Raw genomic sequence first — 24,328 nt, forward strand, 5'->3', positions numbered from 1 at the left:
TGCCATTTTGAATTTGTTTGATTGCGTTTAGTTTAAAGTCTGTGTCATAGACGGCTTTGGTGTGTCGTCTTTTAATGCCATCAATGCCGTGTGCTTGATAGAGTTTGACCCACTGCTTGATCATACTGTCTGTGGATAGGTTAAACTGTTTAGCGGTTTGCTTGTAACCGTGTCCGTTTAGATAATATGCTATTACAGACAGTTTAAAGTCGGTGGTGTATTTTGCCATAGAAAGCACCCCAAAGGTTAGTGTGAGTGGCGAGCTTTGGGGGGCGGTTCATTATTTGCCCTTTTCATCCTTTCATCACGCCTTTTTAACCACACTAGACTTCAACTTCATCGCCCCAAGGCCATCAATCTTACAATCAATGTCATGGTCATCAGAGGCATCATGAATCAGGCGAATGGATTTGACTTTGGTGCCGACCTTGATGGGTGTGGACGAGCCTTTGACCTTCAAGTCCTTGATGACCGTTACGCTGTCGCCATCATTTAACACATTACCAACAGCATCCTTGATGACGGGCGTGTCGTCCGTATCGCCATCGGCTGACCACTCGTGGGTACACATGGGGCAGATGAGCAGGTCGCCATCGGCATAGGTGTAGGTTTCATCGCATTTGGGGCAGGCAGGGTAAGTCATAGATTTTCCTCTTGAATTCTCAAACCAACTGCAACACTTCATCAAAATAAACCTCATAAGGTGTTTTCCAGTTTAAACACTTTCTGGGTCTATGATTAAGTTCATTTACTTTACTGATAATATCGCTTTCATGCCACTTGCTTAAATCTTGATGCTTAGGGAAATACTCTCTAAGCAGTCCATTGGTATTTTCATTACTTCCCCTATCCCAAGGGTGTCTTGGTGGGGGAAAGTAAAACTCTACATTTAACTGCTGACTGATTTTTTCATGATAAGCAAACTCTTTGCCTCTATCAGGGGTAATTGTATGGACTTTTACATCCTTTAATAAATCAATCATTGCAGTTTGTACATGTTCTGCCCTCTTGGCAGGCAATCTTCTACACCACAGATAACGGCTTTTTCTATCTACTAAGGTGAGTAGACAATGACCACCAGAGATACCTAAGACAGTATCCGCCTCTATGTCATCTGTCCGCTCTCTTAAATCAGCCATCTTTGGACGTTCTGATAATTCATGACTGATCTTAATTTTACCACGCTTTTCATCATGAGTCTTAGCATGTCTTGTCTTACCTTTATGGCGTAGCTTACGACGTGCCAATCTGCCACCTTCATCAAACCATCCATGATAAATAGCTCGATAAATTGTATTGGCACTTATTTGGTGTTTTGTATTCTCAAGCCTAAGACGATTGCTGATTTGCTCTGGAGACCACCTGTGACTCATAAACTTATCATGCACCAACTGATATAACTCTTTGTCATCTAATTTAAACTTAGGTTTGCATGCTTGACGTTTTTTATCATAGTTTATCTGAGCCGTGTTAGCGCTATACGCTTGGTTTAACTTACAATTTCTTGATATTTCTCTTGAAATTGTTGAGCGAGAACGTCCTAACATGCTTACGATTTTACTGGGTTTTATGCCTTGTGCAAGCATTAACATTATCTTTTCTCGTTCATTTATGCTAAGATGTTTGTAGGTGTTCATGGTTACTTTTTTATTTGTGTGGTAACAATATTATAAGTAATTATGAACATCTTTTCATTTGTTGCGGTTGGATTGTATGTTCAAGCTGTTAAAATTAAACCGCCCTACTTTCCAATAGGACGGTTTTAGTTTATCACAACTTCACAAACTTCTCAATCTGCTCTTTCACCAGCTCCGCTTTATTATCAAGCACCACGACTTTTTGGGGCAGACTTTCAATGTCTTTGGTATGAGGAGGACGTGGAATGTCAATCTGCCCAACCGCCTCTATGATAGTCTCGGCAAATTTGGCAGGCAATGCCGTCTCGGCAACGACAATCACTTCATCAGCCAGACGCACTTCACGAGCGACTTTGACACCGTCTGCGGTGTGCGGGTCTAACAAATCCTTATCACTCTCCCACACCGCCTTAATCGTGGCGATGCGGTCGGCGTGCGTGGATTTGCCCGACACAAAGCCGTATTTGTCATTGGCGTCATGTAATAAATGCGACAAATCAAATCCCTTACCGCTACTCACATCTTGCCACAGATGATTTAATTCATCGCCATTTTTGCCAATGAGTAAATAAATAAACCGCTCAAAATTAGACGCTTTTGAAATGTCCATAGACGGACTTGATGTTATATAAGTCTCGCTTGCTTTTCTTGGAATGTATTTGCCTGTTTTAAAAAATTCATTTAATACATCATTTTCATTGGTCGCCACAATTAAGCGATGAATTGGCAATCCCATTTCACGGGCAATATGACCTGCACAGACATTACCAAAATTACCAGACGGCACACAAAAACTTACCCGCTCGTCATTATTATTGGTGGCATTAAAATAGCCTTTAAAATAATAAACAATTTGAGCCAAAATACGACCCCAGTTAATAGAATTAACCGTGCCAATTTGATATTTGTCTTTAAATGCTTTATCTTGCTGAATGGCTTTAACAATATCTTGGCAATCATCAAACATACCGTCAATGGCGATATTGTGGATATTATCATCCATGAGACTGTACATTTGGGCTCGTTGAAATTCACTCATTTTGCCGTGTGGCGACATCATAAAGACATCAATATTGTCTTTACCACGCAAGGCATATTCGGCGGCACTGCCTGTATCGCCAGACGTTGCTCCGATAATGGTTAGGCGTTTGTTTTTTTGTTTTAGGACATATTCAAAGGCATTACCTAAAAATTGCATTGCCATGTCTTTAAAGGCAAGCGTTACGCCATTGGATAATTCCAAAATTTTAATGCCGTCTTTTAGCGTGCGAACAGGGGTAATCTCGTCCGTGCCAAAGGCGGTTTTGGTATAGGTTTTATCAATGAGTATCTTTAAATCATCTTGTGGAATGTCGGTAGCAAACAGCGACATGATCTCAAAAGCAAGCTCGGTATAAGACAGCGACCGCCATTTATCCAAAGTTGCACGGTCAATCTGTGGGTAGGTTTCAGGTAACATCAAACCACCGTCAGGGGCAAGCCCCATAAGCAAAACATCGCTAAATTGCATGGGGGCGGTATTACCACGAGTGCTGATATAGTTCATAAATTTTCCAAATAAAAAGTTTATAATAAAAGAAATTAGCCAAATTTTAGCACAGTTTGGCAAATGCCGTTACATTTTTTGTAGCAACGCATAATAAAACCCGTCGCCGTCATCGTCATTTAACGGCAAACATTGATAACCCACCGCTTGCTTGATTTGATTGGGCAGGGTCAATTCAAAATCCACCGCTTTGGCGTTTGACATTTTGGCAAGGAAATTTGTGATTTGGCGTTCGTTTTCCGACTTTAACAAGGAGCAGGTAATATAGAGCAAATGTCCGCCCACCGCCAGATTTTGCCACAGATTTTGTAAAATATCCGCTTGTAAGGCGACCGTTTGGGCGACATCTTGCTCGGTGCGAAGCAGGGTAATGTCAGGGTGTCGCCTGATGACCCCTGTGGCGGTACACGGAGCGTCAAGCACAATGACATTAAAGAGCGTGTCCGTGCGATAGCTCGTGCCATCCGCACAAATCACGTCCGCCTTGTCCGCCAACTGCAAGCGAGCCAAATTGTCATGCACACGGTTTAGACGTTTTTCGTCATTGTCTAATGCCGTAATATGTTCCACGTGAAACACATCGTTTGACAACTCTAACAGTTGAGCCAACTTCCCCCCTGGGGCGGTGCAAGCGTCCAACAGTCTTAGGTTTTTGGGTAGGTTTAACGCCTTTAAAATATGCCCACAAAGCTGTGCATGACGGTCTTGCACACTCACAAAACCGTCTTGAAAATGTGGCAGGAATTGCACTTTTTGCGAAGTAGTCAGCTTAATCACACGCTCGTGTGCCACGCCAAGCGGTAGAATTTCGTGGGCGATATCGGCAGAATTTAACAGATTGGCATAATATGTAAGCGTGCTAAATTTGCCATTCACACGTAAAAATATCGGAGCGGGTTTTCGCAAATTTTGCCCCAAATTTTCATAATAATCGCCCCAATCTTGTTTTAATTCTTTGGCAAGCCAATTGGGAAGACTGTGATTTTTATTTATCTTTTTGGCGAATTTTTCTTTTTTGTCCGCCACTTTTCTCAATATGGCGTTAATAAGTCCCACGCCATAATTTTTATTTAACGATTTGACCGCATTTAATGTTTCGTTGATAATGGCATAATCAGGCGTATTCATACATAAAAGTTCATACAAGCCCATATTTAACGCACAAGTAATGCCAATATCGGTTGGGGGCTGTTTTATCAAACTCTCGCCAATGCGACTAATGGCGTGCCAATGGCGAAGCGTGCCTAATAATAATTCGTGAGTAAAGCCTTTTTCATTATCTTTGACGGCAGTTAATAAATCGTCCAATAATAATGATAAAGATTGCCCTTGATTGATTTTTTCAAGGGTTAAAATAATATTGGCTCGGACGGGTAATTGTGGATTGATTTGCATATTATTGCCCATTATCAGCATTATTATCAAAAACTTGTCCGTCTTTTAATTTATCACCCACCGCAATTTGTTCGGCGGTCAAAGGCTTACCCCCTGCCCATTGCATTTTTGTGATATTCATCAAATGCTTATCGCCATTGTCATCAGCACCACACGCCACCAGCACCGCCTTTCGCCCAATGCTTACAATCTTACCTGCCGTCTCGGTCGTGGTTTGGTCAGGCTTTATGGGCATACATTCTAACACCTTGATACGCTCGCCATTTAAAAATGTAAACGCATTTAACGCACGGATTTGACGGTTAATGTGATAAGCAGAATTTTGCCAGTTGATTTGCCCTTCATCGGTGCTTACTTTTTCGGCATAATTGGCAAGACTGTCGTCTTGTGGCTCGGCATTGGCTTGATAAGTTGCCAAGTCCTTTAACACTATTACCATCGCCTGCCCACCAAGCTCGGCAAGTTTGTCATGAAGCGTTTGGGTTGTGTCAGTATCTATAATGTCGCAAGGGAGCCTGTAGAGCATATCGCCCATATCAAGCCCCTGTGCCATTTGCATAATGGTGATACCCGTCTCGTCATCGCCCGCCAAGATTGAGCGATGAATGGGAGCCGCCCCACGCCAGCGGGGGAGTAGCGAGCCGTGAATGTTTAGGCAACCATAGGTTGGAGCATTTAACACGCCAAGTGGTAAAATCAAACCGTACGCACAAACAATCATCACATCAGGACGATAATTGGCAAGTGTTTCACGTGAAACCTGCCCGTTTTCATGCTTTGAGCTAAAACTTATCGGCTGTTCCACAGGGATGTTATGGCTAAGGGCAAGCTCTTTGACGGGACTGGCGGTCAATTTTTGCCCACGTCCTGCCTTGCGGTCGGGCTGAGTATAGACCGCCACAATATCAAGATTTAGCTCATCTTGGTGGTCAATCAGGGCTTGTAAGGCGACTTTGGCAAAGTCGGGCGTGCCTGCGAAAATTAGGCGTAATTTATGGTTCATTTTTTACCTTTATAATATTGGGTAATTATCATAGACTTTTAAATTACCGCAATCCAATTTAATAATGTGAATGTAGGGACGTGCTGAGCATGTCCTTTGCTATTCTTATTTTATAGGCGTGTACAGCACGCCACCACAAATCCTATACCAAATATTGAGTTCATTGAGTCTATTTAAAAAACCCACTTTTTATTAACAACTCTTCAGTAATTCTGCTTTGGGGTGTGTCGGCTTTTGCCCCGATAAGTCGCTCCAAATACCGTGCCACCAAATCCACTTCTATGTTCACCACTCGCCCCACCGTCCAATGTCGTGCGATGTTGGTCATCTCGGCGGTGTGCGGAATGATATTTAGGCAGACAATATTTTCAGACGGCTTTATGCGGTTGGTCGTGAGACTGATACCGTCCACCGTGATTGAGCCTTTGTCAGCGGTGTATTTCATGAGCTCTGACGGTAGGGCGACTTCGATATAGACCGAGCGAGCATCTTTGGCGATTTTGGCGATTTTGCCCACGCCGTCCACATGACCTGCCACGATATGCCCACCAAAACGTGTGGTTGGGAGCATGGCTTTTTCTAGGTTTAGCGTGTCGCCCACCCTCCAGACGTTTAGGGCGGAAATGGCTAATGTTTCACGTGAAACATCTACCGCATAGCTGTTGCCGTCTATCGCCACTACCGTCAAGCAAATGCCGTTGGACGCAATGGAATCGCCCAATTTGACATCGCCAAAATCCAAATCAGGAGCAGTAATCGTCAATCGCACATCGCCCCCTGTGGGCGTAATGGCGGTCAGCGTGCCTGTCGTCTCTATGATACCTGTAAACATGACTCACCTTTTATGATTGGTTTTTTAAATGATTTGCTGTTTTGCACATGATTTAAAAAATCAATCATTTATCTATGAAACATTCTGCTTTACTCACTTTAAATTCCATAAAAAATCTAGAAAAATTTTACAAATAAGTTGTGGATAACTTTTTAACTATTGACCTTTTGTAAATAATCCATCTAACTTATCCACAACCCAAAGATGTTTCATGTGGAACATGGTTAGCTGTTTTTGGTTTCACGTGGAACACTTTAAAATCAATGCTTATGGCGTGTTATCAAATCTTATTTTTAATCAAAACCATCGATTTTTAAAAAGTTTTCCACAGTTTCACGTGGAACATTTTTTGCCAAACTTTTGCTCAATCATTTAAGCAATCAAGCTGTGGATAAGTTTTTTGGGAGAAAAATCATCTTAACATCATCGCCAAGCCGTTCTACATCTACAAGCGTAAAATTTAGCTTATCCTGCAACCGCTCAAACTGCCCCCCAAACATCGGACGGGCAGTCGCTCCCAAAAGGCAAGGGGCTTGATAAATGATAAGCTCATCTACCAAGTTTTGGCTTAAAAAACTTGCGGTAAGCGTCGCCCCTGTTTCCACCAGCACATCATGGCATTGATACTTTGCCACGAGTATTTTTAACAGGGCAGGTAAATCATCTTGCCAAATCAGCGTATCAGGGTTTTTGAGTACCGTAAAATCATCATCAGGCGACAACTTACCCCGTCTGTCCACCACCACGATTTTGGGCTGTGGTATGGCGGTTGTGCCGATATTATCAAGCTCCACATCGGGCAAACGCACGGTTAGAGCAGGGTTATCAGCGATAATCGTGTTTGAGCCTGTAATAATCGCCCCGCTTTTGGCACGCAAGTTTTGCACATCCCTGCGAGACAACTCGCCCGTTATCCATTTAGACTGCCCATTTTGCATGGCAATGCGACCGTCTAGGCTAATGCCCATTTTTAGGCGGACATACGGCAAACCTGTCGCCATTGCCTTTAAAAAGCCTTTATTCAACTCTTTGGCTTCACGCTCGCACACGCCCACCGCTACGGCAATGCCTGCATTTAACAGCATTGCCACGCCTTTGCCTGCGACTTGTGGGTTGGGGTCAAGCGTTGCGATGACCACCCGAGCCACGCCACTTTTTATCAAGGCACTCGCACAGGGGGGCGTGCGACCAAAATGGCTACACGGTTCAAGCGTTACATAAGCGGTTGCCCCCTTTGTGTCCTGTCCGCTATTTTTGACATCGTTTAAGGCAAAAATCTCAGCATGGGGATAACCTGCTTTGGGGTGAAAGCCTTTGCCAATTATTAAGTTATCCTTAATAATCACACAGCCCACCGCAGGATTGGGGCGAGTGGTAAATTCGCCTTTTTTGGCTTCATTTAACGCCATAAGCATAAACCTTTCATCATCAGACAGGGCAGGGCTTAGGCGAGCTTTGACGGTATCGGACAACATATTATCAGCTAAACTATCAGTCATGATTTTGTCCTTGTAAGCTGTCATGGCACACTTTGGGAGCGAAGTTTTCAAGCTCGGCTTTAAAGGCTTCTATGTCCTGAAAATCCCGATACACGCTGGCAAAACGCACATACGCCACATCATCAATCGCCTTTAACTCCGCCATGACAATCTCGCCAAGCACCTTGCTAGATACTTCTCGTTCACCCGTTTGGCGTAGGCGTTGCTCTATTCGGTGTACGATTGTATCTATCTCGTCAATGCTCACAGGACGTTTTTGTAGCGGTAACGCCATTGAACGGCGAAGTTTGTTATAATCATAAGGTTCACGCAAACCATTGCTTTTGATGATACGGGGCATGACCACTTCCATGACTTCAAAGGTGGTAAACCGCTCGCCACACTCGGTACATTGGCGACGACGGCGAACCTGCGACCCCTCGGCAGCAAGGCGTGAGTCAATCACTTTGGTGTCTATGGCACTACAAAACGGACAATGCACATCACCCTCCTATTTTCCGATACAAAAACTTGAAAAAATCCGCCCCAAGAGTTCATCAGCACTCATCTGCCCTGTAATCTCGCCCAATGCCGTCTGCGACAGTCTTAGACTCTCCGCCACCAGCTCCCCTGCCTGATAGACGACAAGCTGAGTATGAGCGTCTGTGGCGTGCGATTTGGCACGTTTTAGGGCATCAATATGGCGGGTGCGGGCAATAAGGCTATTTTCTGGCGGATGAAAGCCCACTTTGTCTTTTAATAAATTTACCAATTCATCAAGCCCTTGCCCTGTGGCACAAGAGACCCTTATTTGACTAACTGTTTCACGTGGAACATGAGAATTTTCTTGACTATTTGAATTATTTTGCATGGTTTCACATGGAACATTTTCGCCATTATGACTATTATTATGATTAAAATCAACCATTGTTTCACGTGAAACACCACCCAATAAATCAGCTTTATTGGCAATCATGACAAGCTTACGCTCAAAATTCTCCATGCCAATTTCATCAATAATATCAGCAAACAGCTCTTTGGCAAGGGTAAATGGTTCGCTCTCGCTACTGACATCATAAACAAACAGCAAAATATCGGCTTGTTTGACGGCGGATTTGGCACGGTCAATGCCGATTTTCTCCACCTTATCGGACGTATCTCGAAGCCCTGCGGTGTCGGTCAAATGCACGGTCAAACCGTCCAGTACCAGTGTCTCGGACAGCGTGTCTCGTGTCGTCCCTGCAATATCGGTAACAATCGCACGCTCCACCCCTGCTAGGCGGTTTAGCAGGCTTGATTTGCCAGCGTTGGGGCGACCTGCCAGCACCACCTGCACGCCGTCTCGGAGCAGTTGTCCTTGTTTGGCGGTTGCCAAAATGTCATCAACGGCACGCAAAATCTCATCAATCTTGAACTCAATCACCCCATCGGACAAAAATTCCACATCTTCTTCATCGGGAAAATCAATGCTCGCTTCCACATACAGGCGAATGTTGGCGATTTTCTCGGATAAGTCATTGATTTTTTTAGAAAATTCCCCTGATAGCGAACGCATGGCACTGCTTGCCTGAGCGACACTGGTGGCAGAAATGGCGTCCGCTATCGCTTCGGCTTGCACTAGGTCAATTTTGTCATTTTCAAAGGCACGCAAGGAAAACTCCCCTGCGGTCGCTTGTCTTGCTCCAAGCTCAAAACAGCGAGCAAGGAGCAGATTTTGCAAGACCATACCGCCATGCCCTTGTAGCTCCACCACGTCTTCGCCTGTGAACGAATGCGGAGCGTTAAAATAGATGATGACCCCTTCATCAATGACCGCCCCTTGATTGTCCTTAAATTTGGCAAAATGGGCGTGGCGTGGCGTGAGAGCCGATTTGCCCGATACGGCACAGCCAATAGTGTGGGCGGTGCGCCCAGACAGACGAATGACACCTACCCCTCCTTGACCGATAGGGCTTGCGATGGCGACAATGGTGGGTTGTTGAGATTGATTTGGCATAGTGGTAGTTGATAAAATTTTTGTCATTTTACCATTATTTAGCCAACTTTGCCCACAAAAAATCCGCCCAGACAGGCGGATTGGTTTGTGATTGTCAAATATCAATCGGACAACACTTTGACAGGTTTGTTGTAGGCTTTTTCAACACGTTTATTAACAAACTGCTGATGAGCCATACTAAACAGGTTGTTTACCGTCCAGTACAGCACCAAACCTGCGGGGAAAAACAGCATAAATACCCCAAAAATAAGTGGCATCATTTTCATCATCTTGGCTTGCATTGGGTCGGTTGGCTGTGGGTTTAACAGTTGCTGAACATACATTGTCCCCATCATAAAAATGGGTAGGATAAACCAAGGGTCCATCGCCGACAAGTCTTTAATCCACAAAATCCACGGGGCGTGGCGTAGCTCCACACTCTCCACCAAACACCAGTACAGCCCCAAGAAAATTGGCATTTGTAGCAAAATCGGCAAACAGCCTGCCATCGGATTGACCTTTTCATCACGATACAACTGCATCATCGCCTGACTCATCGCCATGCGGTCATCGCCGTGCTTTTCTTTTAGAGCTTCTAATTTGGGGGCAATGGCACGCATCTTTGCCATCGACACATAGCTTTTGTTGGATAGCCAAAACAGAGCAATTTTGACAATCAAAGTCAAGCCAACAATCGCCCAGCCCCAGTTACCCAAAATTTTGTGCAGAGCATCAAGGATTAGGAACATCGGCTTGGAGATTGGCCAAAATATGCCATAATCTACCGTCTTATCAAGGCTTGGGGCGACAGCAGACAGTTGTGATTGCACCTTTGGTCCCACATAGAGTGTATCATCCACGCTCATCTGTTTGCCATTGGCAACGCTGATGGGGCTTTGGTAGCCGATGTAGTTGTCGTTACCACTGGTGCGACTAAAAAAGACAGGCTTGTGGTTGTCAGGTGCCCACGCTGAGACAAAATAATGCTGAACCATCGCCACCCAGCCATCGGTACTGTTTTGGGCGTTTTTGGTAATCTCGCCATCGTTGAAGTCTTTGAATTTAAGCTTGTTATAAGGCTCATCAGCCGTCCCCCAAGCACCACCCAAATGTGTGGCAATGCCCATCATGCCTTTGTCGGCAAGACCGGGGTCTTTGCTGTTGTCTCGTTTTAATTGCACAAACAGCTCGCCATTAAAGTCCTTACCGCTCACGTTATTGATGTTGTGAGTAACCTTAATGGGATAATCGCCCTTGGTAAAGGTATAAGTTTTGGTAATGGTCAGCCCGTCTTTACTGTACGTGAGCGGCACGGACAAAGTGTCGCCCGTTAGGGTGTAGCTTTGGCTTGGACTGGTGTACGTGGCACGTCCTGACTGCGTGTCAATGCCATCCGCCCCGCCGATGAGCGACTGAGCGACATAGGTGCGAGCGTCTGTCTCCAAAATAGCAAAGGCTTCATCACCGCCCAGCGTTTTGGTGTACTGTTTGAGTCCTGCATAGACCACATCACCGCCCACAGGATTGATTTTGATGTCATACACATCGGTACTGACCGAGATAAGATTGGTACTGGCAGGGGCAGTTGGAGCGGAGGAGGAGGCAGGCAAATCGCCTGTGGCAGGTGCCAAATCCGAGCCTGCAACCGAGGTCGCCTGAGCAGGGATAGGTGCTTGACCGCCATAATCTTTTTGCCAAGCCAAGATAAGCAAATACGATGTGATGAGCATCGCAATGATAATCAAAGTCCGAAAAATCTTTTGCATAAACAGTCCTGATTGGGGCGGACAACCACCCATAAAAATCTAAATCCGCCATTTTACTAAATTTTTACCAAAAAACCTAGCATTTACTTATATTTACTTACAGGCTAACTTTTTATAAATGATAAGTTATTGATTTTTAAAAACTTTAATAAAGACAGCCTACTACTTCATCATCTGATTTCTAACCGCCAAATAACTTGTGCGGTCTTTATAAACACCCATATTGGCAAATCGGACAAGGGCGGTATCATCACAATGCACGTAACGATAACGAGCCAAAGGTAATGGCACAAAATCCACCCCCGAACCACCCCACGGCTGACACCGAAAAATCCGCCTAATGACAAGCGGTATGCCACGCACACCATGCCATTTTAGGGCGTGTATGCCATAGACAGAACAGGTCGGGTAGAACCGACAGCGAGCGGGGGCAAGCGGACTGATTGCTTTTTGATAAAACTTAATAACAAGCAGTAAAAATTTGACAAGCATAATCAAAAATCACTGGGAATTATCAACAGGGAACAGGGTAGATAATTTTTCAAAAATGTGGGTCAGCTCACCATGTAAGTCAGTCTCTTTTGTGTAGTTTTTCTTAACAATCAGCACCACGTCCACCACCCCAAGCATGGGGGCAGTATGGCGAAACTGTTCACGGGTGAGCCGTTTTAGTCGGTTACGCATGACAGCCAGTTTAACCTTTTTTTTGGTAATGGCAAGCCCTAAACGGGCATGCGTTTGCTCTGGCATGCCTGTTTGGACAAATAAAAGCAAATGCTCTGAGTGGATTTTTTTGACAGGGTTGTCAAATACCCGTTTAAAGTCATTAGGGCTAAGCAGACGCTGAGCTTTGGTAAAGCAAAATGGCGGGGTGGATTGCGGACTTGTCATGGCATAAACGTATTAAATTAAACTATCATACAAGGCTTAGCGTGTTTCGTCAATGGTTTATCCAACATACAAAATCTTAAAGTTACAAACTTTTAAGGCAAAATTTGGACAAACAAAAAGCACCCCAAAGGGTGCTCAATCTGTGACAATCTATAAGATTATACGGTCAGACGATGACGACCTTTGGCACGACGACGAGCCAAAACTTGACGACCGTTTTTGGTTGCCATACGAGCACGGAAACCGTGAGTGCGTTTGCGTTTTAGAACGCTGGGTTGGAATGTACGTTTCATAATTCACCTTAAGGATATATCACAGGCTCTGCAGAAGCCGTTTTTTGTGATGGGTTATGTTTAACCAAACAGTTGAGTATTGGATTATATCCAATATGTCATGATTGATGTTTGGCGAAAAACCTACGTATTTTACTAAAAAGATGAATCAAGGTCAAGTTAATTTTTAAAAGTTTGGTTTTTTTGATGGTTTGTATTATGGCATGTGATTATATTTTGACAGTCAAAATATAATAACTTTTAAAATAATTTAAAAGTTATCCACAGGTTTGCTACTGGCTTATTTTTTATTTTAATATAAAAATAATAATAATAATGGGTGAATATTTCTGTGGATAAGTATTAAAATTTTGTAAAAATCATATATTTATATTGTTGATAAACCTGTGTATAACTTGTGGGTAAAATGTGAATAAATTCTGTGTTTTACTTATCCACAAACTTATCCACAAACTTATCCACAGAAAATTATCGTTGAAAAATGTCAAATTTGTGGTATTATAGGCAAAAATTTAAGGGCGGGCAAGTTGGTATTTGATTAAAAATCATACAATTACCAAGAATTGCAGGATTTTTCGCCTGATTTGTATTTTAATTATTTTTATCAAAAACTTATCGTTATGATTATTTTAAATCATAACTTTTGGTTTCTAATAATGTTTGAGTGAATGCAAACATGAAAAGTGGGCTAGCTGTGTTCTGGCTGATCGCCTAAATTCGTTTTCAGTTAGATTTTGCTTACCCAAGTTTGTTATTTGAGTTAATTTATCATGCAAAACATATCGCTATTCGATGAAGTCATGCCAGAACATCTACCGTCTGATAAGGTGGGTGTTGGTATGGATGTGAGTGTTGGTCAGAAAAATGACGTCCCTGCTGTCGATGACAAAGGCGTGGCGGATAATGGGGTAGGTGACGACGACATGATTGGCGATGTTCAAAAGCATGATGTCGATGCTGAGCTGTTTTGGCAGTCGTGCTTATCTGAGTTAAAACATGAGCTAAAAGAGGGTGAGCTTAATCAGTGGCTACGCTCCTTAAAGCCTGTATTTGCTGATGAGATGCTGGTATTGTTCGCCATTAATGATGTGTTTATCCGTCGCATTGAGACGCATTATTATGACAAAATCTGTGCGGTGGTGGCACGTCTGGCAGATGGTGGTGGTCAGGATGTGTCAGGTGTCGCCCTTCGGGTCATGCCCCTTGTGCCCAAAAGCGACAAGGCAGATAAAGCCCCTAAAAAACAAAAGCCCAAATCGTCCAAAAAACCGACAAGCATCGAGGAGAGCCAGCCCTTAGAAGAGCGGTTTACCTTTGAAAATTTTGTCAAGGGTAAATCCAATGCGCTGGCATATAACGCCTGCCAAGAGCTAACCAAAAATCTGACCGATAAGGCTGCCAAGCACGACACGCATTTGTATTTTATCTATGGCTCATCAGGGCTGGGCAAGACCCATCTCATGCATGCGGTGGCTCATCGTTATGAGCGTGCTGGGCTTTTGGTGTGTTATTTTAGTAAAGATCAGTTTTTTAAGGTGACCATTAACGCCTTGCGTGGGGGCGAGGGTGGAGCGGATTCTTTGCTTCGGCGGATTTGTCAGGCGGATTTGCTCATCGTTGATGACGTGCACATGATTAATAACAAAAACGGCCCGAAAGTCTCGCAGTTTTTGATGACGCTATTTGGCGAATTCACCAAAGGTGATAAACGCCTGATTTTGGCGTCTGACAGACCACCGTCACAAATGCAGGATTTTGACACACGCTTTTTGTCACGCTTTGAGGGTGGATTGTCGCTTGCCATTGAACCGCCTGACATTGAAATGCGTATGCAAATTTTGCAAAAAAAGGCGACTTTGCTTGGCATGGAGCTACCCAAAGACTGTGCGATTTTTATGGCGCAAAACATGCCCCCTGATGTCCGCCGATTAGAAGGGGCGTTAAACCAAGTGCGTGCCAATGCTCTATTGGTGGGCGGTGAGGTGACACTCTCGCTGGTGCGTCACGCCATCAAAGACCGCATTGAGGCACGAGCAAGGGCGGTCAATGCAGAGAACATCCGTGACCTAGTGGCGGAGTATTATGGCGTGTCGGTCAAAGATTTGATTGGTAAAAAAAGGGCTCGCAACATCGCTCGCCCCCGTCAGATGGCGATGGCATTGGTGCGTGAGCTGACCCAAGACAGCTTTCCTGAGATAGGGCAAGTGTTTGGCGGGCGAGACCATACCACGGTCATGCATGCTTGCGAGAAAATTAGCGAACTGCGAGCTGAGGAGTCATCGGTAGAAAAAGACTATCAGGCCTTACTTGCCACGCTTGAATTTGCTTGATGGTAACAGCCATCATGAAATGCGGTGTGAAGTTTGTTATAATAGATGTATTAGGACGTGCTGAACATTGATAACATTATTTATGAAAACGATGAAAATTTAACGTTTTTGTCAATTTTTGCATGAAAAATGGCTATCCGACCACTTAATCACATAAATTTTTAAGATTTTAACTTAATTTTTAAAATTAAGTGGACCGATTGTGGCTCGAAGTCAAAATCCTTGTTGATATTATAATATCAACTGTGGACTTTTCCTTGAAAAACGGGCGATTTCTCCTATTTTTCATTGCAAATACCAATATTCAACACGCCCTACATTTTTGTAAATATTAAGGATTTTTATGAAATTAGTCATTGATAAAGCCCTGCTCATCAAAGCCATGACGCTCATCATTGAGGCGGTGGATAATCATCACCAAATGGCGATTTTGGGCAACCTAAAACTCGTGCTAGAACCACAAAGCCTGACGATGACCGCGTCCGATTTGGAGGTGGAGCTGACCAATGTCATCAATCTGCCTGAGGGGGCGTGCGTGACGGCAGGGGCGGTAACCATTCCTGCCGATAAGTTCTTTGGTATTTGTAAAGCTCTGCCTGATAACATGGTCAGCATTGAAGTGGCTGGCAGTCGCTGTTACATCACCAGTGGCAAGGGTAAATACATGCTCAGCACGCTACCTGCTCAGGATTATCCAAGCATTGGTGAGCCACGCTCAGAAAAGCTGGTTAAAATCGGACGTGACACTCTATTTAATCTCATCAAGCACACCCGCTTTGCCATGGCAACCCAAGACGTACGTCACTACTTGACAGGACTGCTCTTTGAGATTGAGGGTGACAAACTGACCGCAGTGGCAACCGATGGACATCGTTTGGCGGTGGCGTATCAGACCTTGGCGGACAGTCATGATGAAACCAAAGTCATCATCCCGGGCAAGGCGGTCAGTGGGTTAGAAAAGCTCTTGACCGACCTACTAAAAACCGCCGAAGAAAATGGCGACATGGTAACTTTGGGGTTAGATAATGACTTTTTGACCGTCAGTTTAAACTTTGGCGGGCAGATGATGATATCTTTGACCGCCCGTTTGATTGAGGGTAAATTCCCCGATTACCGCCGTGTCATGCCAACCAATAACGATAAAATCGCCATTTTTAATAAAGACAGCATGGTCGAGGTCTTGCGTCGGGTGGCGGTGGTAAACACCAAAGACTCCCCTGGCGTGTTACTGCACTTTGCCAAAAGCGAGACGGTGGATGTCATCTCAACCAACCGTGAGCAAGACGAAGCCAGAGAAGAGGTGGCGGTTAATTACACAGGTGAGTCGATTGAGATTTCATTTAATGAGTCCTATTTGCGAGCTGTGCTAAATGTGCTAGAGGGCGACATTCGCCTAGAAATGGTACATCCGACCAGTCCGACACGCATTTATCAAGTGGGCGATGACCACAATTATCAATATGTCGTCATGCCCATGCGTGTGTGATGGGCAGGGCATGATCACACAGCTTCAAATTACCCACGTACGCAACCTAGCTCAGATAAGTCTGACACTCGCTGATTGTAATGTGTTCGTGGGGCGTAATGGCAGTGGCAAAACATCGCTTTTAGAAGCGGTGTTTTTGTTGTCTCGGGGTAAAACTTTTCGTCATCATGAACCCAAACGTTACATCAGTCATCATCAAAAATCCTGCACGGTGTGGGCGATGACAGGGTCTGACATGCTGGCAGTGCAAAAAAACTTAGATGAGCGACAGCTGGCAACGACGGTGTTAAAACTCAATGGGCAAACCGTGACAACCCAAAGTCCACTGACTTATGCCTTGCCAGTGTTGCCCATTGACCCCAGTGGGATGACGGTGTTAGAAGAGGGCAGTCATGCCAGACGGCAGATGTTGGACTGGCTGACGTTTCACGTGAAACAGGAGTTTTATGGAGAATGGCTTGCCTATCAGCGACTGCTTAAACAGCGAAATCTATTGCTAAAATCGCCCCGTGTGCGTGAGCGAGCGGGCGAAGTGCGGGCATGGGACAATCAACTGGCGTATCATGCAGACAAGCTACACCAATGTCGGCAGGCGGTCTTTGAGCGGTGGCAGGTGTGCTTTGATGAGATGATGGGGCGACTACTACCACATTATCAGGGCGATATTTATCTGTCTTATCAAGCAGGCTTTGATGATAAGACAGGACTACTCTCTATATTGGCGTCTCGCTTGGGCTCTGACATGGAGCTGGGCTATACCCGCGTGGGGGCTCACCGTGCTGATGTGATGGTGATGTTAAAGCAGTCTGGTGATGGCGGACACATCAAAAGTCAGGCGGTGGATGTACTCTCTCGGGGCGAGAAAAAACTGCTCATCACCGCCCTAAGACTCTCACAGCTGCAAGTGATGTGTGCGTATCAGCAGATACAGCCTGTGGTGCTTGTTGATGACATTGATGCGGAGCTTGATGTGGGGGCGATGAATGTACTACTAGGCACACTGCTGTCACTGCCTTGTCAGCTCATGATAACCAGTTTGCAAGATGAGACGGCAGAGATGGTCGCCCAAAAACTATCAGCCCTGCATGAGTCAAGGACCTTTAAAAAGTTTCACGTGAAACAGGGTGATATCACGCCAGATGAGTGTTCCACGTGAAACAAGAATGTGTAATAAATAAGCGATAAAAAGAGCTTGGTGTTCAAGTTCTTTTGTTTTATTGAGGCTTTTCCACTGCCTTAATCTCTTGGACGGCTCGCCACGCTTGGTCTATTGCCCCGTCCGCATAAGGCATCCAGTCGGCATCAGAGTTTGCCATGTGGATATTGCCATGAGCTTGTTTGACGCTATCTAGTGTTTTCTCAGCAATATCATCTTTGTCAAATAAGACGTTGCGTTCATAGCTGTATCCATGCCCCCAGCGGTTGATGGTGATGGCAAGAATCTTGTCGTCAAGATTCTCTCCTACCACATCGTACATCTCACGCAGTTGGTCAAGGGCTTGCTTTTCTAGGTCGTGATAACTGGCTCGGTACAGCTCGGAGCGTCCGATTTTACAGGCTTCACGCACGTCTTTGCCTGTGCCATAAGGTACAGCAATGCGTGCCATATGAATAACCATAGGCTCACTCGGGTCTTTGGGGTAGTGATAACCGCCTATGCTTACAGGATAATCTATCATGATAAAGCAATAAGGGGCTTTAGGGGCGTAAAACTGCCATGCACCGAGCTTTTTAAAGGCTTGCCAATCCTTGACCAGGATTTTGGTATAAATCATTGGCACTCGAATGTTTTGTAAGTGGTCATCCTTTTGCGTTTGGGGTAGGTCGTTATCGATAAATGGTATCATGCCATGCTGACATGCTAAGATGCAGTGATGAGCATCCACACGGTGGAGCTTACCGTCTTTTTTGTAGCCTATCATCACGCCTTTTTTGTCGTCGGTTTCGATATTTTTGACTTGGACGGCGGTGGCATTTAGGCGGATATTGACAGACTGCTCGGGCGTGTCAAGCTTGGTGTAGTCAAATTTGTCCAATACGATGGCCTCCATCTCGCTTTTGCCGTTGGCGTGGTCGGGGTCAGCGACAACTGCAGGTATCATCTTTTTGACCAGTAGGCGAGCGATGGAGGCGTTGCCGTCAGGAAAGTGAAAAATATAAGGCTCGCTCTCGCCATCGTCATCGGCTTCTAACCCTGATAATTCAAGCCCTGCATAGCCTTCATAAAAGGCATCATAAGCTGACAGACCATCAATGTTAAATCCCCAGTATTCCAAACAAAGCTCCTCCATATACGCCATCGCTCCTTGGGGGAGTTTGACATGGTCTTTTAAAAATTTGTCGTAACTGATGGATTGCAGGTAGTCTTCTCGCTCGCCCAGTGCCATGTCGCCCAAATAGTCTTTGGGAGTGGTGTATAGCTCTATCAAGGCGGTTTTTTCCGTATCTGATAAAGGAGCTTTGGCAAACAGCTCTGTGGCGTTGTCAGCATTGGGCTCATCGGACAGTACCACGCTTTGTCCAAAGGTGGCTTTATTAAAAAACACGCCCTGCTTGTTCATGCCTAGGTTTCTAAAATAATCTTGGTCATAATAGGTATAGAATTTTTGTACATCAATGCCAAGCTCATTGAGTAGTCCCGTGGCTTCTTTGCTGTATTCGCTTGGGGTGTCGATGGATTCACTACCGCCATGGCTGATGCGAAAGACGTCTTTACCATCAACACTCTCGCTAAACTCATTGCGTTTGGCATGACCGCCGAAGTCATCATGGTTATCCAATACCAAGATTTTGGCACTGGGAAACTTTTTTTGGTAAAAATAGGCACTGGCAAGACCGCTGATGCCCGCCCCGACCACAACCAAATCTACCGTCTCTGACACGCTCTCGCCTGAGACGTCAAACTGTACTTTTTTCCATGCCATCTCATGAGCGACATCATAACTGCCTGCATGATTGCCACGCAAGCCTGTCAGTTCGGGTGGATAGTTGGAGCTGGTTTTGGCGGTTGGCGGTGGGGTGTTGCCACTGGTTTTGGGGGTGTCCGTCTGTGGCGTGGGAGTGTCATCACTGCAAGCGGTCAGTGTGCCTGTGGCAAGGGAGGTGATGAGTAGGGCTGAGCCGTTTAAAAAATCACGGCGAGTGATACGTTTGTTCATTATCTAAGCAGGTGATAAAAAGATGGATTGTAACGCAAAATTTTTAAAAATCAATGAAAAAGTGATGGGTATAGATAGAAGTTCTTGAAAACGATAAAGCCCCGACTTGCGTTGGGGCTTACCGTATGGGTTTTGCAGTCCGTCCATCATCCGTGGTGGCGTATCCATTTGCCGTCTTCCTTGCTGATGGGTGTATTATGCCAAAAGTTATCTTGTAAGAAAATACGCAAAAATCGCAAAGTTTTGTAAGTATATGCTCACAAACGCAAATCATGCCCCAAACCCCTTTATCAACGCTCGCACGCCCAATATTAGCAAAATGACAAAGGCAATCATGGTGGCGCCTTGTGTAAAATGGATGAAAATAGACAAATCGGGGCGTGGATTTGTGCCTATCAAACACCCCCAAAACTTGTTATAATAGCACATTTATCATTCTCATACGGTAGGATATTATGGATACCCAAGCCACAAGCCCTAATGCCATCAACCACACCGCCATCTACCAAAAACTTGCCACAGACCATGGTGTGCGTGCCGAGCAGGTTCAAGCCTTTGCTGACTTATTAGACGAAGGGGCGAGCGTGCCATTCATCGCCCGTTATCGCAAGGATAAGACAGGCGGACTTGATGATGACATGCTTCGCACCCTAGAAAAAGCCCTAACGCACGAGCGAGATTTGGAGGTTCGCCGTAACAAGGTGCTAGACCTTTTGACCGCCCAAAACGCCCTAACGGACGAACTTTGTGAGCGTGTCAAAAACGCCATGAGTAAATTGGAGCTTGACGCCATTTATGAACCCTACCGCCCAAAACGCCGTACCTTGTCGGCTAAGGCGACTTTGGCAGGACTTCGCCCGATTGCTGAGCGGATTTTGGCAGGGGAGAGCTTGGATACGGCACTATCGGACTACACGCCCGTTAGCACGGTAACGGACGAGCAGGGCGAGAGCTTTGATGTGGATTATAGTGCTCGTGAGCTACAACTATCAGGCGTGCAAGCGATTATTCTTGATGAATGGGCGTTAAACTTAGACTTGTTTGATAAAGTGCGAACAGGCTTTAACGCCACGGCAAGCATTTACTCTAAGCTTGTGGGCGAAGAAAAGCGAGAAGCAGGCGAGAAATTCAAAGACTATTTTGACCATACCGAAACCTTTGCCAAGCTCTCCAATCATCGCTTGCTTGCCATGCTTCGTGGCAGACAGGCAAACGTGCTTGTCCTATCCGTACTTGGCGAAGATGAGCCGTTTGTCAATCAAATCAAAACCGCTTTTGGGGCGAGCGATACGGACGAGCGTGGGCAGTTTTTGAGCGAGACGGCAGACAGATTGTGGAATGCCAAATGGCGACCACAGATAGAGCATCGCCTATTGACCGAAAGACGACTGGACGCTGAGACGCACGCCATTGGCGTATTTGCCCAAAACCTAAAACACCTGCTTATGACTGCCCCTGCTGGACGTAAAGTCATTCTAGGCGTGGACCCGGGTATCCGTCATGGCGTAAAAATGGCGGTGATTGACAGCACAGGCGATGTCGTGGCGACCGATACCGTGTATCCCTTTACCGACCCCACAACCGACAAGGCAAAGGCGGTGATTGCCAAACTCATTGCTGATTATGGCGTGGAGCTTGTCGCCATTGGCAACGGCACAGCAAGCCGTGAATCGGACGAGCTTGTGAGGTCGGTGATTAGCGAGAACAGCCTATCTGCCAAAGCGGTGGTGGTGAGTGAGGCGGGGGCGAGCGTGTATTCGGCAAGTGAGATTGCAAGTCACGAATTGCCCGAGCTTGATGTGTCGGTGCGTGGGGCGGTGTCTATCGCCAGACGATTGCAAGACCCTTTATCCGAGCTTGTCAAGGTTGAGCCAAAGGCAATCGGCGTGGGGCAATATCAGCACGATGTCAATCAAGCCGAGCTAGAATCTAGCCTTGACAAAGTAACCGAAGACTGTGTGAATGCGGTGGGCGTGGACGTGAACACGGCAAGCCCTGCCATTCTTGCCCATATCGCAGGGCTGAACAAAAATGTCGCCCAACAAATCGTGAACTATCGCCGTACCAATGGGGCATTTAAAAACCGTGAAGAGCTAAAAGCCGTACCACGCTTGGGTGTCAAGACTTTTGAGCAGTCGGCAGGATTTTTGCGTATCAAAGGCGGCACCGAGCCACTGGACGCAACAGGCGTACATCCTGAAAGCTATGGGCTTGTTTATGAGATTTTGCGTAAGGCGGACAAATCGCTGTCGGACGTGCTGGGCAACGAGACCCTTGCCAAATCGCTAAATGACAGCACGGACAATTTTAGCCAGCTTGCCACGGCGCTTGCCGAGCTTGCCAAACCTGCCCATGACCCCCGTGGCGAATTTAAAACCGCCAAATTCCGTGATGACGTGAGCGAAATGGGGCACTTGCAAATCGGCATGGAGCTAGAAGGCGTGGTAACGAACGTAACTGCGTTTGGCTGTTTTGTGGATATTGGCGTACACCAAGACGGGCTTGTGCATATCTCTGAGTTGTCCGACAGTTTTGTCGCTGACCCTGCGGACATAGTCAAACCCCAAGACATCGTCAAAGTGCGTGTGTTATCGGTGGACGAGCCAAGAGGTCGCATTGGGCTTTCTATGAAATCATCTGACAAAAAAGACGTCTCAAAGTCCGATAAAGCGGATAAAGAATTTAAAGACAAGTCAAATGCCAAACCAAACAACAAGCCCAACAATAAGCCAAAACGTGAATTTAACAAACCTAAAAACGAACCTGTCAAAGTGGGCAGTTTTGGGGCGTTATTACAGCAGGCGGGGCTTAAATAGTTTGGGTTAGTCATTAAGAATAAAGGTGGGGTTGCCCACCTTTGTTTTGTCATGTACAAATCTAACAGTAAAAACAAAGCCACAAATGGGGGTTATTTGTGGCTTTTGTTATGGGGTTTTGCTACCTGCGGTGTTCCATTGGGTTGTCCATAATATCAGCGTTCATCCATGTTGGCTTATCCATTTGCCATCTCCTTGCTGATGGGTGTATTATGCCAAAATGACGACCATAAGAAAATACGCAAAAATCGCAAAGTTTTGTCAGCATATGCTTACAAATACCTATCCCATATTTTTATCCAAAAGTGTCAATAACTCTTTGTCATTGACCAGCACGTCAGCAAGGGTGTAGCCATCTAGCACCGCCACAAAGGCAAGCATGGCTTTATAAAACACACCTTTTAAACGGCAGGCAGGCGAGATGATACAGCTGTTGGTATCATCGCCGATATTGACTAAGCTGATTTTGCCGTCTGTGTTTTTGGAGTTGTCATCTAAGCATTGTAATATGCCAAAATCGCTCTCGGTATGGCGAATGAGTTGCCCGATGTTAATCTCGCTTGGGTCTTTGGCTAGGCGAATGCCCCCACCTTTGCCACGCACGCTCTCAATGTAGCCCAATTTACCCAGCTGATGAATGATTTTGGTGAGATGACTTTTTGAGATGTCATAGGCTTGGGCGATGTCGTCAATATTGGCAAGCTCGCCATCTTTGGGCGTTACCGCCAGATAAATCAAAGAACGCAGAGCATAATCGCTATAATTGGTCAGTTTCATGTTGTTGTTCTTCAAGTTAAAAGAATATTATAACAAATTTATGGGGGTTTTACTGTTTTTTGCTTGTTGCTGTTTGTGTGGGTTATGACGGAAATAATCAATGAAAAATCAATCAAAAGTGACAATAGGCATTTATTTTAAGCGTTTGCCGTCTTTGTCAAATATTCCGTATTTTTTACGCTGTGCAATTCGGTGTTGTCTTTCACTTTTGGCTTCTTCCAAAAATTCTGGGCGAATGCCAAACGGAGCTGAGCTTTTGCGTTTTATTCTTAGTTTATTAGGTTTGTCTTGTTGGTTGTTTTTGGAGTTTTTAAGAACAGTATAAAGACAGATAAGCGAAATGATAAAAGCCCCAATGCCAAAGATGAGTGCCATGCCTTGCGTATCAAAAACTGCGGTATTTTGTTCCGAAGGTGTGAGTTGGTGTGTTTTGATTGTGCTAGTGGTGACTGTATTATCAGGCTGTTCTGATAAGATGCGTTGATTGCTAAGTTCTTGAAATTCTTGCCAGTTTTGATTATTGGTGTTGTCGCTCATGATTTACGTTATGATAATTGCCATAAGGTTAGTATAGCAAGGTTTTTATCATTTGGGTAGCGTATTTGGAAGTAATGCAGAGCAATCGCACCACAACCATCGACAAACCCACAATAGACTTCCTGCAAAACTACCCAATCCACCCAAACACGAGCTTTACCCTAAGTTCAAATCTTGCCAATGATTTACGATAGGTGGTTGAGAACATTTTAAAGGCCTTAAACTTGGCAAAGATATGTTCTACTCTCACCCGTGTTTTAGACAATAATGCGTTATAATCTTTGGCTTCTTGTACAAGTGGATATTTCTTAGTTTGTTTTAGTGGCGTAAAGGCTTGCTTGTATAAATGCTGTATGCCTTGATAACCACTGTCTGCTAGGATAAACTTAGCATTTGTTAAATTTGGGT

The 24,328-nt window shown here is 45.1% G+C and carries 23 protein-coding genes; 5 read left to right on the forward strand and 18 right to left on the reverse strand.

The genetic code is table 11. The features are described 5' to 3' along the window. From K941_RS0109000 to rpmH, 14 genes are all read right to left on the reverse strand, one after another. Positions 1-229: helix-turn-helix domain-containing protein (locus tag K941_RS0109000; protein WP_029103357.1), on the reverse strand; the 229-nt coding region annotated here is incomplete at its 3' end. A 75-nt stretch (positions 230-304) separates the two neighbouring features. Beyond that, positions 305-643, reverse strand: a complete 339-nt coding sequence (locus K941_RS0109005; RefSeq protein WP_029103358.1) for a zinc ribbon domain-containing protein YjdM — start codon at positions 641-643, stop codon at positions 305-307. Between the two features lie 19 nt (positions 644-662). After that, entirely contained in the window at positions 663-1,637 is a 975-nt protein-coding gene (locus K941_RS0109010) for an IS30 family transposase (protein WP_029103359.1), read from the reverse strand. Positions 1,638-1,770: 133 nt separating this feature from the next. Next, a complete protein-coding gene (gene thrC / locus K941_RS0109015; protein WP_029103360.1) occupies positions 1,771-3,183 on the reverse strand; it encodes a threonine synthase in 1,413 nt (470 codons plus the stop codon). Positions 3,184-3,252: 69 nt separating this feature from the next. Continuing rightward, a complete protein-coding gene (gene rsmB / locus K941_RS0109020) occupies positions 3,253-4,578 on the reverse strand; it encodes a 16S rRNA (cytosine(967)-C(5))-methyltransferase RsmB (RefSeq protein WP_228130394.1) in 1,326 nt (441 codons plus the stop codon). A gap of 1 nt (position 4,579) precedes the next feature. Then, a complete protein-coding gene (gene fmt / locus K941_RS0109025; RefSeq protein ID WP_029103362.1) occupies positions 4,580-5,581 on the reverse strand; it encodes a methionyl-tRNA formyltransferase in 1,002 nt (333 codons plus the stop codon). A gap of 169 nt (positions 5,582-5,750) precedes the next feature. Beyond that, the gene (locus K941_RS0109030) at positions 5,751-6,413 is read right to left on the reverse strand and encodes a riboflavin synthase (protein WP_029103363.1); all 663 of its coding nucleotides are present in this window, start codon (positions 6,411-6,413) and stop codon (positions 5,751-5,753) included. A 380-nt stretch (positions 6,414-6,793) separates the two neighbouring features. Then, complete coding sequence (gene ribD, locus K941_RS0109040; protein WP_051225993.1) at positions 6,794-7,888, reverse strand: bifunctional diaminohydroxyphosphoribosylaminopyrimidine deaminase/5-amino-6-(5-phosphoribosylamino)uracil reductase RibD; 1,095 nt, start codon at positions 7,886-7,888, stop codon at positions 6,794-6,796. 16 nt (positions 7,889-7,904) lie between these two features. Next, the gene (nrdR, locus tag K941_RS0109045; RefSeq protein ID WP_029103365.1) at positions 7,905-8,393 is read right to left on the reverse strand and encodes a transcriptional regulator NrdR; all 489 of its coding nucleotides are present in this window, start codon (positions 8,391-8,393) and stop codon (positions 7,905-7,907) included. A gap of 9 nt (positions 8,394-8,402) precedes the next feature. Beyond that, a complete protein-coding gene (gene mnmE / locus K941_RS0109050) occupies positions 8,403-9,887 on the reverse strand; it encodes a tRNA uridine-5-carboxymethylaminomethyl(34) synthesis GTPase MnmE (RefSeq protein ID WP_029103366.1) in 1,485 nt (494 codons plus the stop codon). 101 nt (positions 9,888-9,988) lie between these two features. Further along, a complete protein-coding gene (gene yidC, locus K941_RS0109055; RefSeq protein WP_029103367.1) occupies positions 9,989-11,632 on the reverse strand; it encodes a membrane protein insertase YidC in 1,644 nt (547 codons plus the stop codon). 162 nt (positions 11,633-11,794) lie between these two features. Continuing rightward, positions 11,795-12,124 carry a membrane protein insertion efficiency factor YidD gene (gene yidD, locus K941_RS0109060; RefSeq protein ID WP_029103368.1) on the reverse strand — a complete coding sequence of 110 codons (330 nt, stop codon included), beginning with the start codon at positions 12,122-12,124 and terminating at the stop codon, positions 11,795-11,797. A gap of 9 nt (positions 12,125-12,133) precedes the next feature. Continuing rightward, positions 12,134-12,523, reverse strand: a complete 390-nt coding sequence (gene rnpA / locus K941_RS0109065; RefSeq protein WP_029103369.1) for a ribonuclease P protein component — start codon at positions 12,521-12,523, stop codon at positions 12,134-12,136. Between the two features lie 158 nt (positions 12,524-12,681). Beyond that, a complete protein-coding gene (gene rpmH, locus K941_RS0109070) occupies positions 12,682-12,816 on the reverse strand; it encodes a 50S ribosomal protein L34 (protein WP_029103370.1) in 135 nt (44 codons plus the stop codon). A 770-nt stretch (positions 12,817-13,586) separates the two neighbouring features. On the opposite strand from rpmH, the gene dnaA reads away from it, so the two are divergent. The 3 genes from dnaA (at position 13,587) to recF (ending at position 17,788) form a co-directional block, all read left to right on the forward strand. After that, positions 13,587-15,146: a chromosomal replication initiator protein DnaA gene (gene dnaA / locus K941_RS0109075; RefSeq protein WP_228130395.1), complete on the forward strand. Its 1,560-nt coding sequence runs from the start codon at positions 13,587-13,589 to the stop codon at positions 15,144-15,146. A gap of 343 nt (positions 15,147-15,489) precedes the next feature. Then, positions 15,490-16,632, forward strand: a complete 1,143-nt coding sequence (gene dnaN / locus K941_RS0109080) for a DNA polymerase III subunit beta (protein WP_029103372.1) — start codon at positions 15,490-15,492, stop codon at positions 16,630-16,632. A gap of 10 nt (positions 16,633-16,642) precedes the next feature. Then, complete coding sequence (recF, locus tag K941_RS0109085; RefSeq protein WP_029103373.1) at positions 16,643-17,788, forward strand: DNA replication/repair protein RecF; 1,146 nt, start codon at positions 16,643-16,645, stop codon at positions 17,786-17,788. 58 nt (positions 17,789-17,846) lie between these two features. Here the strand turns inward: recF and K941_RS0109090 are convergent, their stop codons facing one another. After that, positions 17,847-19,790 carry an NAD(P)-binding protein gene (locus tag K941_RS0109090; protein ID WP_036388010.1) on the reverse strand — a complete coding sequence of 648 codons (1,944 nt, stop codon included), beginning with the start codon at positions 19,788-19,790 and terminating at the stop codon, positions 17,847-17,849. 253 nt (positions 19,791-20,043) lie between these two features. On the opposite strand from K941_RS0109090, the gene K941_RS17140 reads away from it, so the two are divergent. Together K941_RS17140 and K941_RS0109105 are read left to right on the forward strand one after the other, a co-directional pair. Next, positions 20,044-20,211, forward strand: a complete 168-nt coding sequence (locus K941_RS17140) for a hypothetical protein (protein WP_156892317.1) — start codon at positions 20,044-20,046, stop codon at positions 20,209-20,211. 34 nt (positions 20,212-20,245) lie between these two features. Then, positions 20,246-22,606, forward strand: coding sequence for a helix-hairpin-helix domain-containing protein (locus K941_RS0109105; RefSeq protein ID WP_036388012.1), 2,361 nt, complete (start codon positions 20,246-20,248; stop codon positions 22,604-22,606). A 282-nt stretch (positions 22,607-22,888) separates the two neighbouring features. Here the strand turns inward: K941_RS0109105 and K941_RS0109110 are convergent, their stop codons facing one another. From K941_RS0109110 to K941_RS0109120, 3 genes are all read right to left on the reverse strand, one after another. Continuing rightward, positions 22,889-23,383, reverse strand: coding sequence for an Rrf2 family transcriptional regulator (locus tag K941_RS0109110; protein WP_029103376.1), 495 nt, complete (start codon positions 23,381-23,383; stop codon positions 22,889-22,891). A 132-nt stretch (positions 23,384-23,515) separates the two neighbouring features. Continuing rightward, on the reverse strand, positions 23,516-23,920 hold the full coding sequence (locus K941_RS0109115) for a hypothetical protein (RefSeq protein ID WP_029103377.1): 405 nt from the start codon (positions 23,918-23,920) through the stop codon (positions 23,516-23,518). 130 nt (positions 23,921-24,050) lie between these two features. Continuing rightward, positions 24,051-24,328: IS5/IS1182 family transposase (locus K941_RS0109120; RefSeq protein WP_029103378.1), on the reverse strand; the 278-nt coding region annotated here is incomplete at its 5' end.

The organism is Moraxella caprae DSM 19149, from assembly GCF_000426885.1.
Taxonomy (GTDB): Bacteria; Pseudomonadota; Gammaproteobacteria; order Pseudomonadales; family Moraxellaceae; genus Moraxella; species Moraxella caprae.

Excerpts from the sequence above, each read along its gene's own strand:
- dnaA (WP_228130395.1), top strand. The coding sequence starts at position 13,587 with ATGCAAAACATATCGCTATTCGATGAAGTCATGCCAGAACATCTACCG.
- K941_RS0109005 (WP_029103358.1), bottom strand. The coding sequence starts at position 643 with ATGACTTACCCTGCCTGCCCCAAATGCGATGAAACCTACACCTATGCC.
- recF (WP_029103373.1), top strand. The coding sequence starts at position 16,643 with ATGATCACACAGCTTCAAATTACCCACGTACGCAACCTAGCTCAGATA.
- fmt (WP_029103362.1), bottom strand. The coding sequence starts at position 5,581 with ATGAACCATAAATTACGCCTAATTTTCGCAGGCACGCCCGACTTTGCC.
- rsmB (WP_228130394.1), bottom strand. The coding sequence starts at position 4,578 with ATGCAAATCAATCCACAATTACCCGTCCGAGCCAATATTATTTTAACC.
- mnmE (WP_029103366.1), bottom strand. The coding sequence starts at position 9,887 with ATGCCAAATCAATCTCAACAACCCACCATTGTCGCCATCGCAAGCCCT.
- K941_RS0109110 (WP_029103376.1), bottom strand. The coding sequence starts at position 23,383 with ATGAAACTGACCAATTATAGCGATTATGCTCTGCGTTCTTTGATTTAT.
- K941_RS0109030 (WP_029103363.1), bottom strand. The coding sequence starts at position 6,413 with ATGTTTACAGGTATCATAGAGACGACAGGCACGCTGACCGCCATTACG.
- yidC (WP_029103367.1), bottom strand. The coding sequence starts at position 11,632 with ATGCAAAAGATTTTTCGGACTTTGATTATCATTGCGATGCTCATCACA.
- yidD (WP_029103368.1), bottom strand. The coding sequence starts at position 12,124 with ATGCTTGTCAAATTTTTACTGCTTGTTATTAAGTTTTATCAAAAAGCA.
- K941_RS0109090 (WP_036388010.1), bottom strand. The coding sequence starts at position 19,790 with ATGAACAAACGTATCACTCGCCGTGATTTTTTAAACGGCTCAGCCCTA.
- rnpA (WP_029103369.1), bottom strand. The coding sequence starts at position 12,523 with ATGACAAGTCCGCAATCCACCCCGCCATTTTGCTTTACCAAAGCTCAG.
- K941_RS0109105 (WP_036388012.1), top strand. The coding sequence starts at position 20,246 with ATGGATACCCAAGCCACAAGCCCTAATGCCATCAACCACACCGCCATC.
- dnaN (WP_029103372.1), top strand. The coding sequence starts at position 15,490 with ATGAAATTAGTCATTGATAAAGCCCTGCTCATCAAAGCCATGACGCTC.
- K941_RS0109010 (WP_029103359.1), bottom strand. The coding sequence starts at position 1,637 with ATGAACACCTACAAACATCTTAGCATAAATGAACGAGAAAAGATAATG.
- K941_RS0109115 (WP_029103377.1), bottom strand. The coding sequence starts at position 23,920 with ATGAGCGACAACACCAATAATCAAAACTGGCAAGAATTTCAAGAACTT.
- rpmH (WP_029103370.1), bottom strand. The coding sequence starts at position 12,816 with ATGAAACGTACATTCCAACCCAGCGTTCTAAAACGCAAACGCACTCAC.
- ribD (WP_051225993.1), bottom strand. The coding sequence starts at position 7,888 with ATGTTGTCCGATACCGTCAAAGCTCGCCTAAGCCCTGCCCTGTCTGAT.
- thrC (WP_029103360.1), bottom strand. The coding sequence starts at position 3,183 with ATGAACTATATCAGCACTCGTGGTAATACCGCCCCCATGCAATTTAGC.
- K941_RS17140 (WP_156892317.1), top strand. The coding sequence starts at position 20,044 with ATGCTCACAAACGCAAATCATGCCCCAAACCCCTTTATCAACGCTCGC.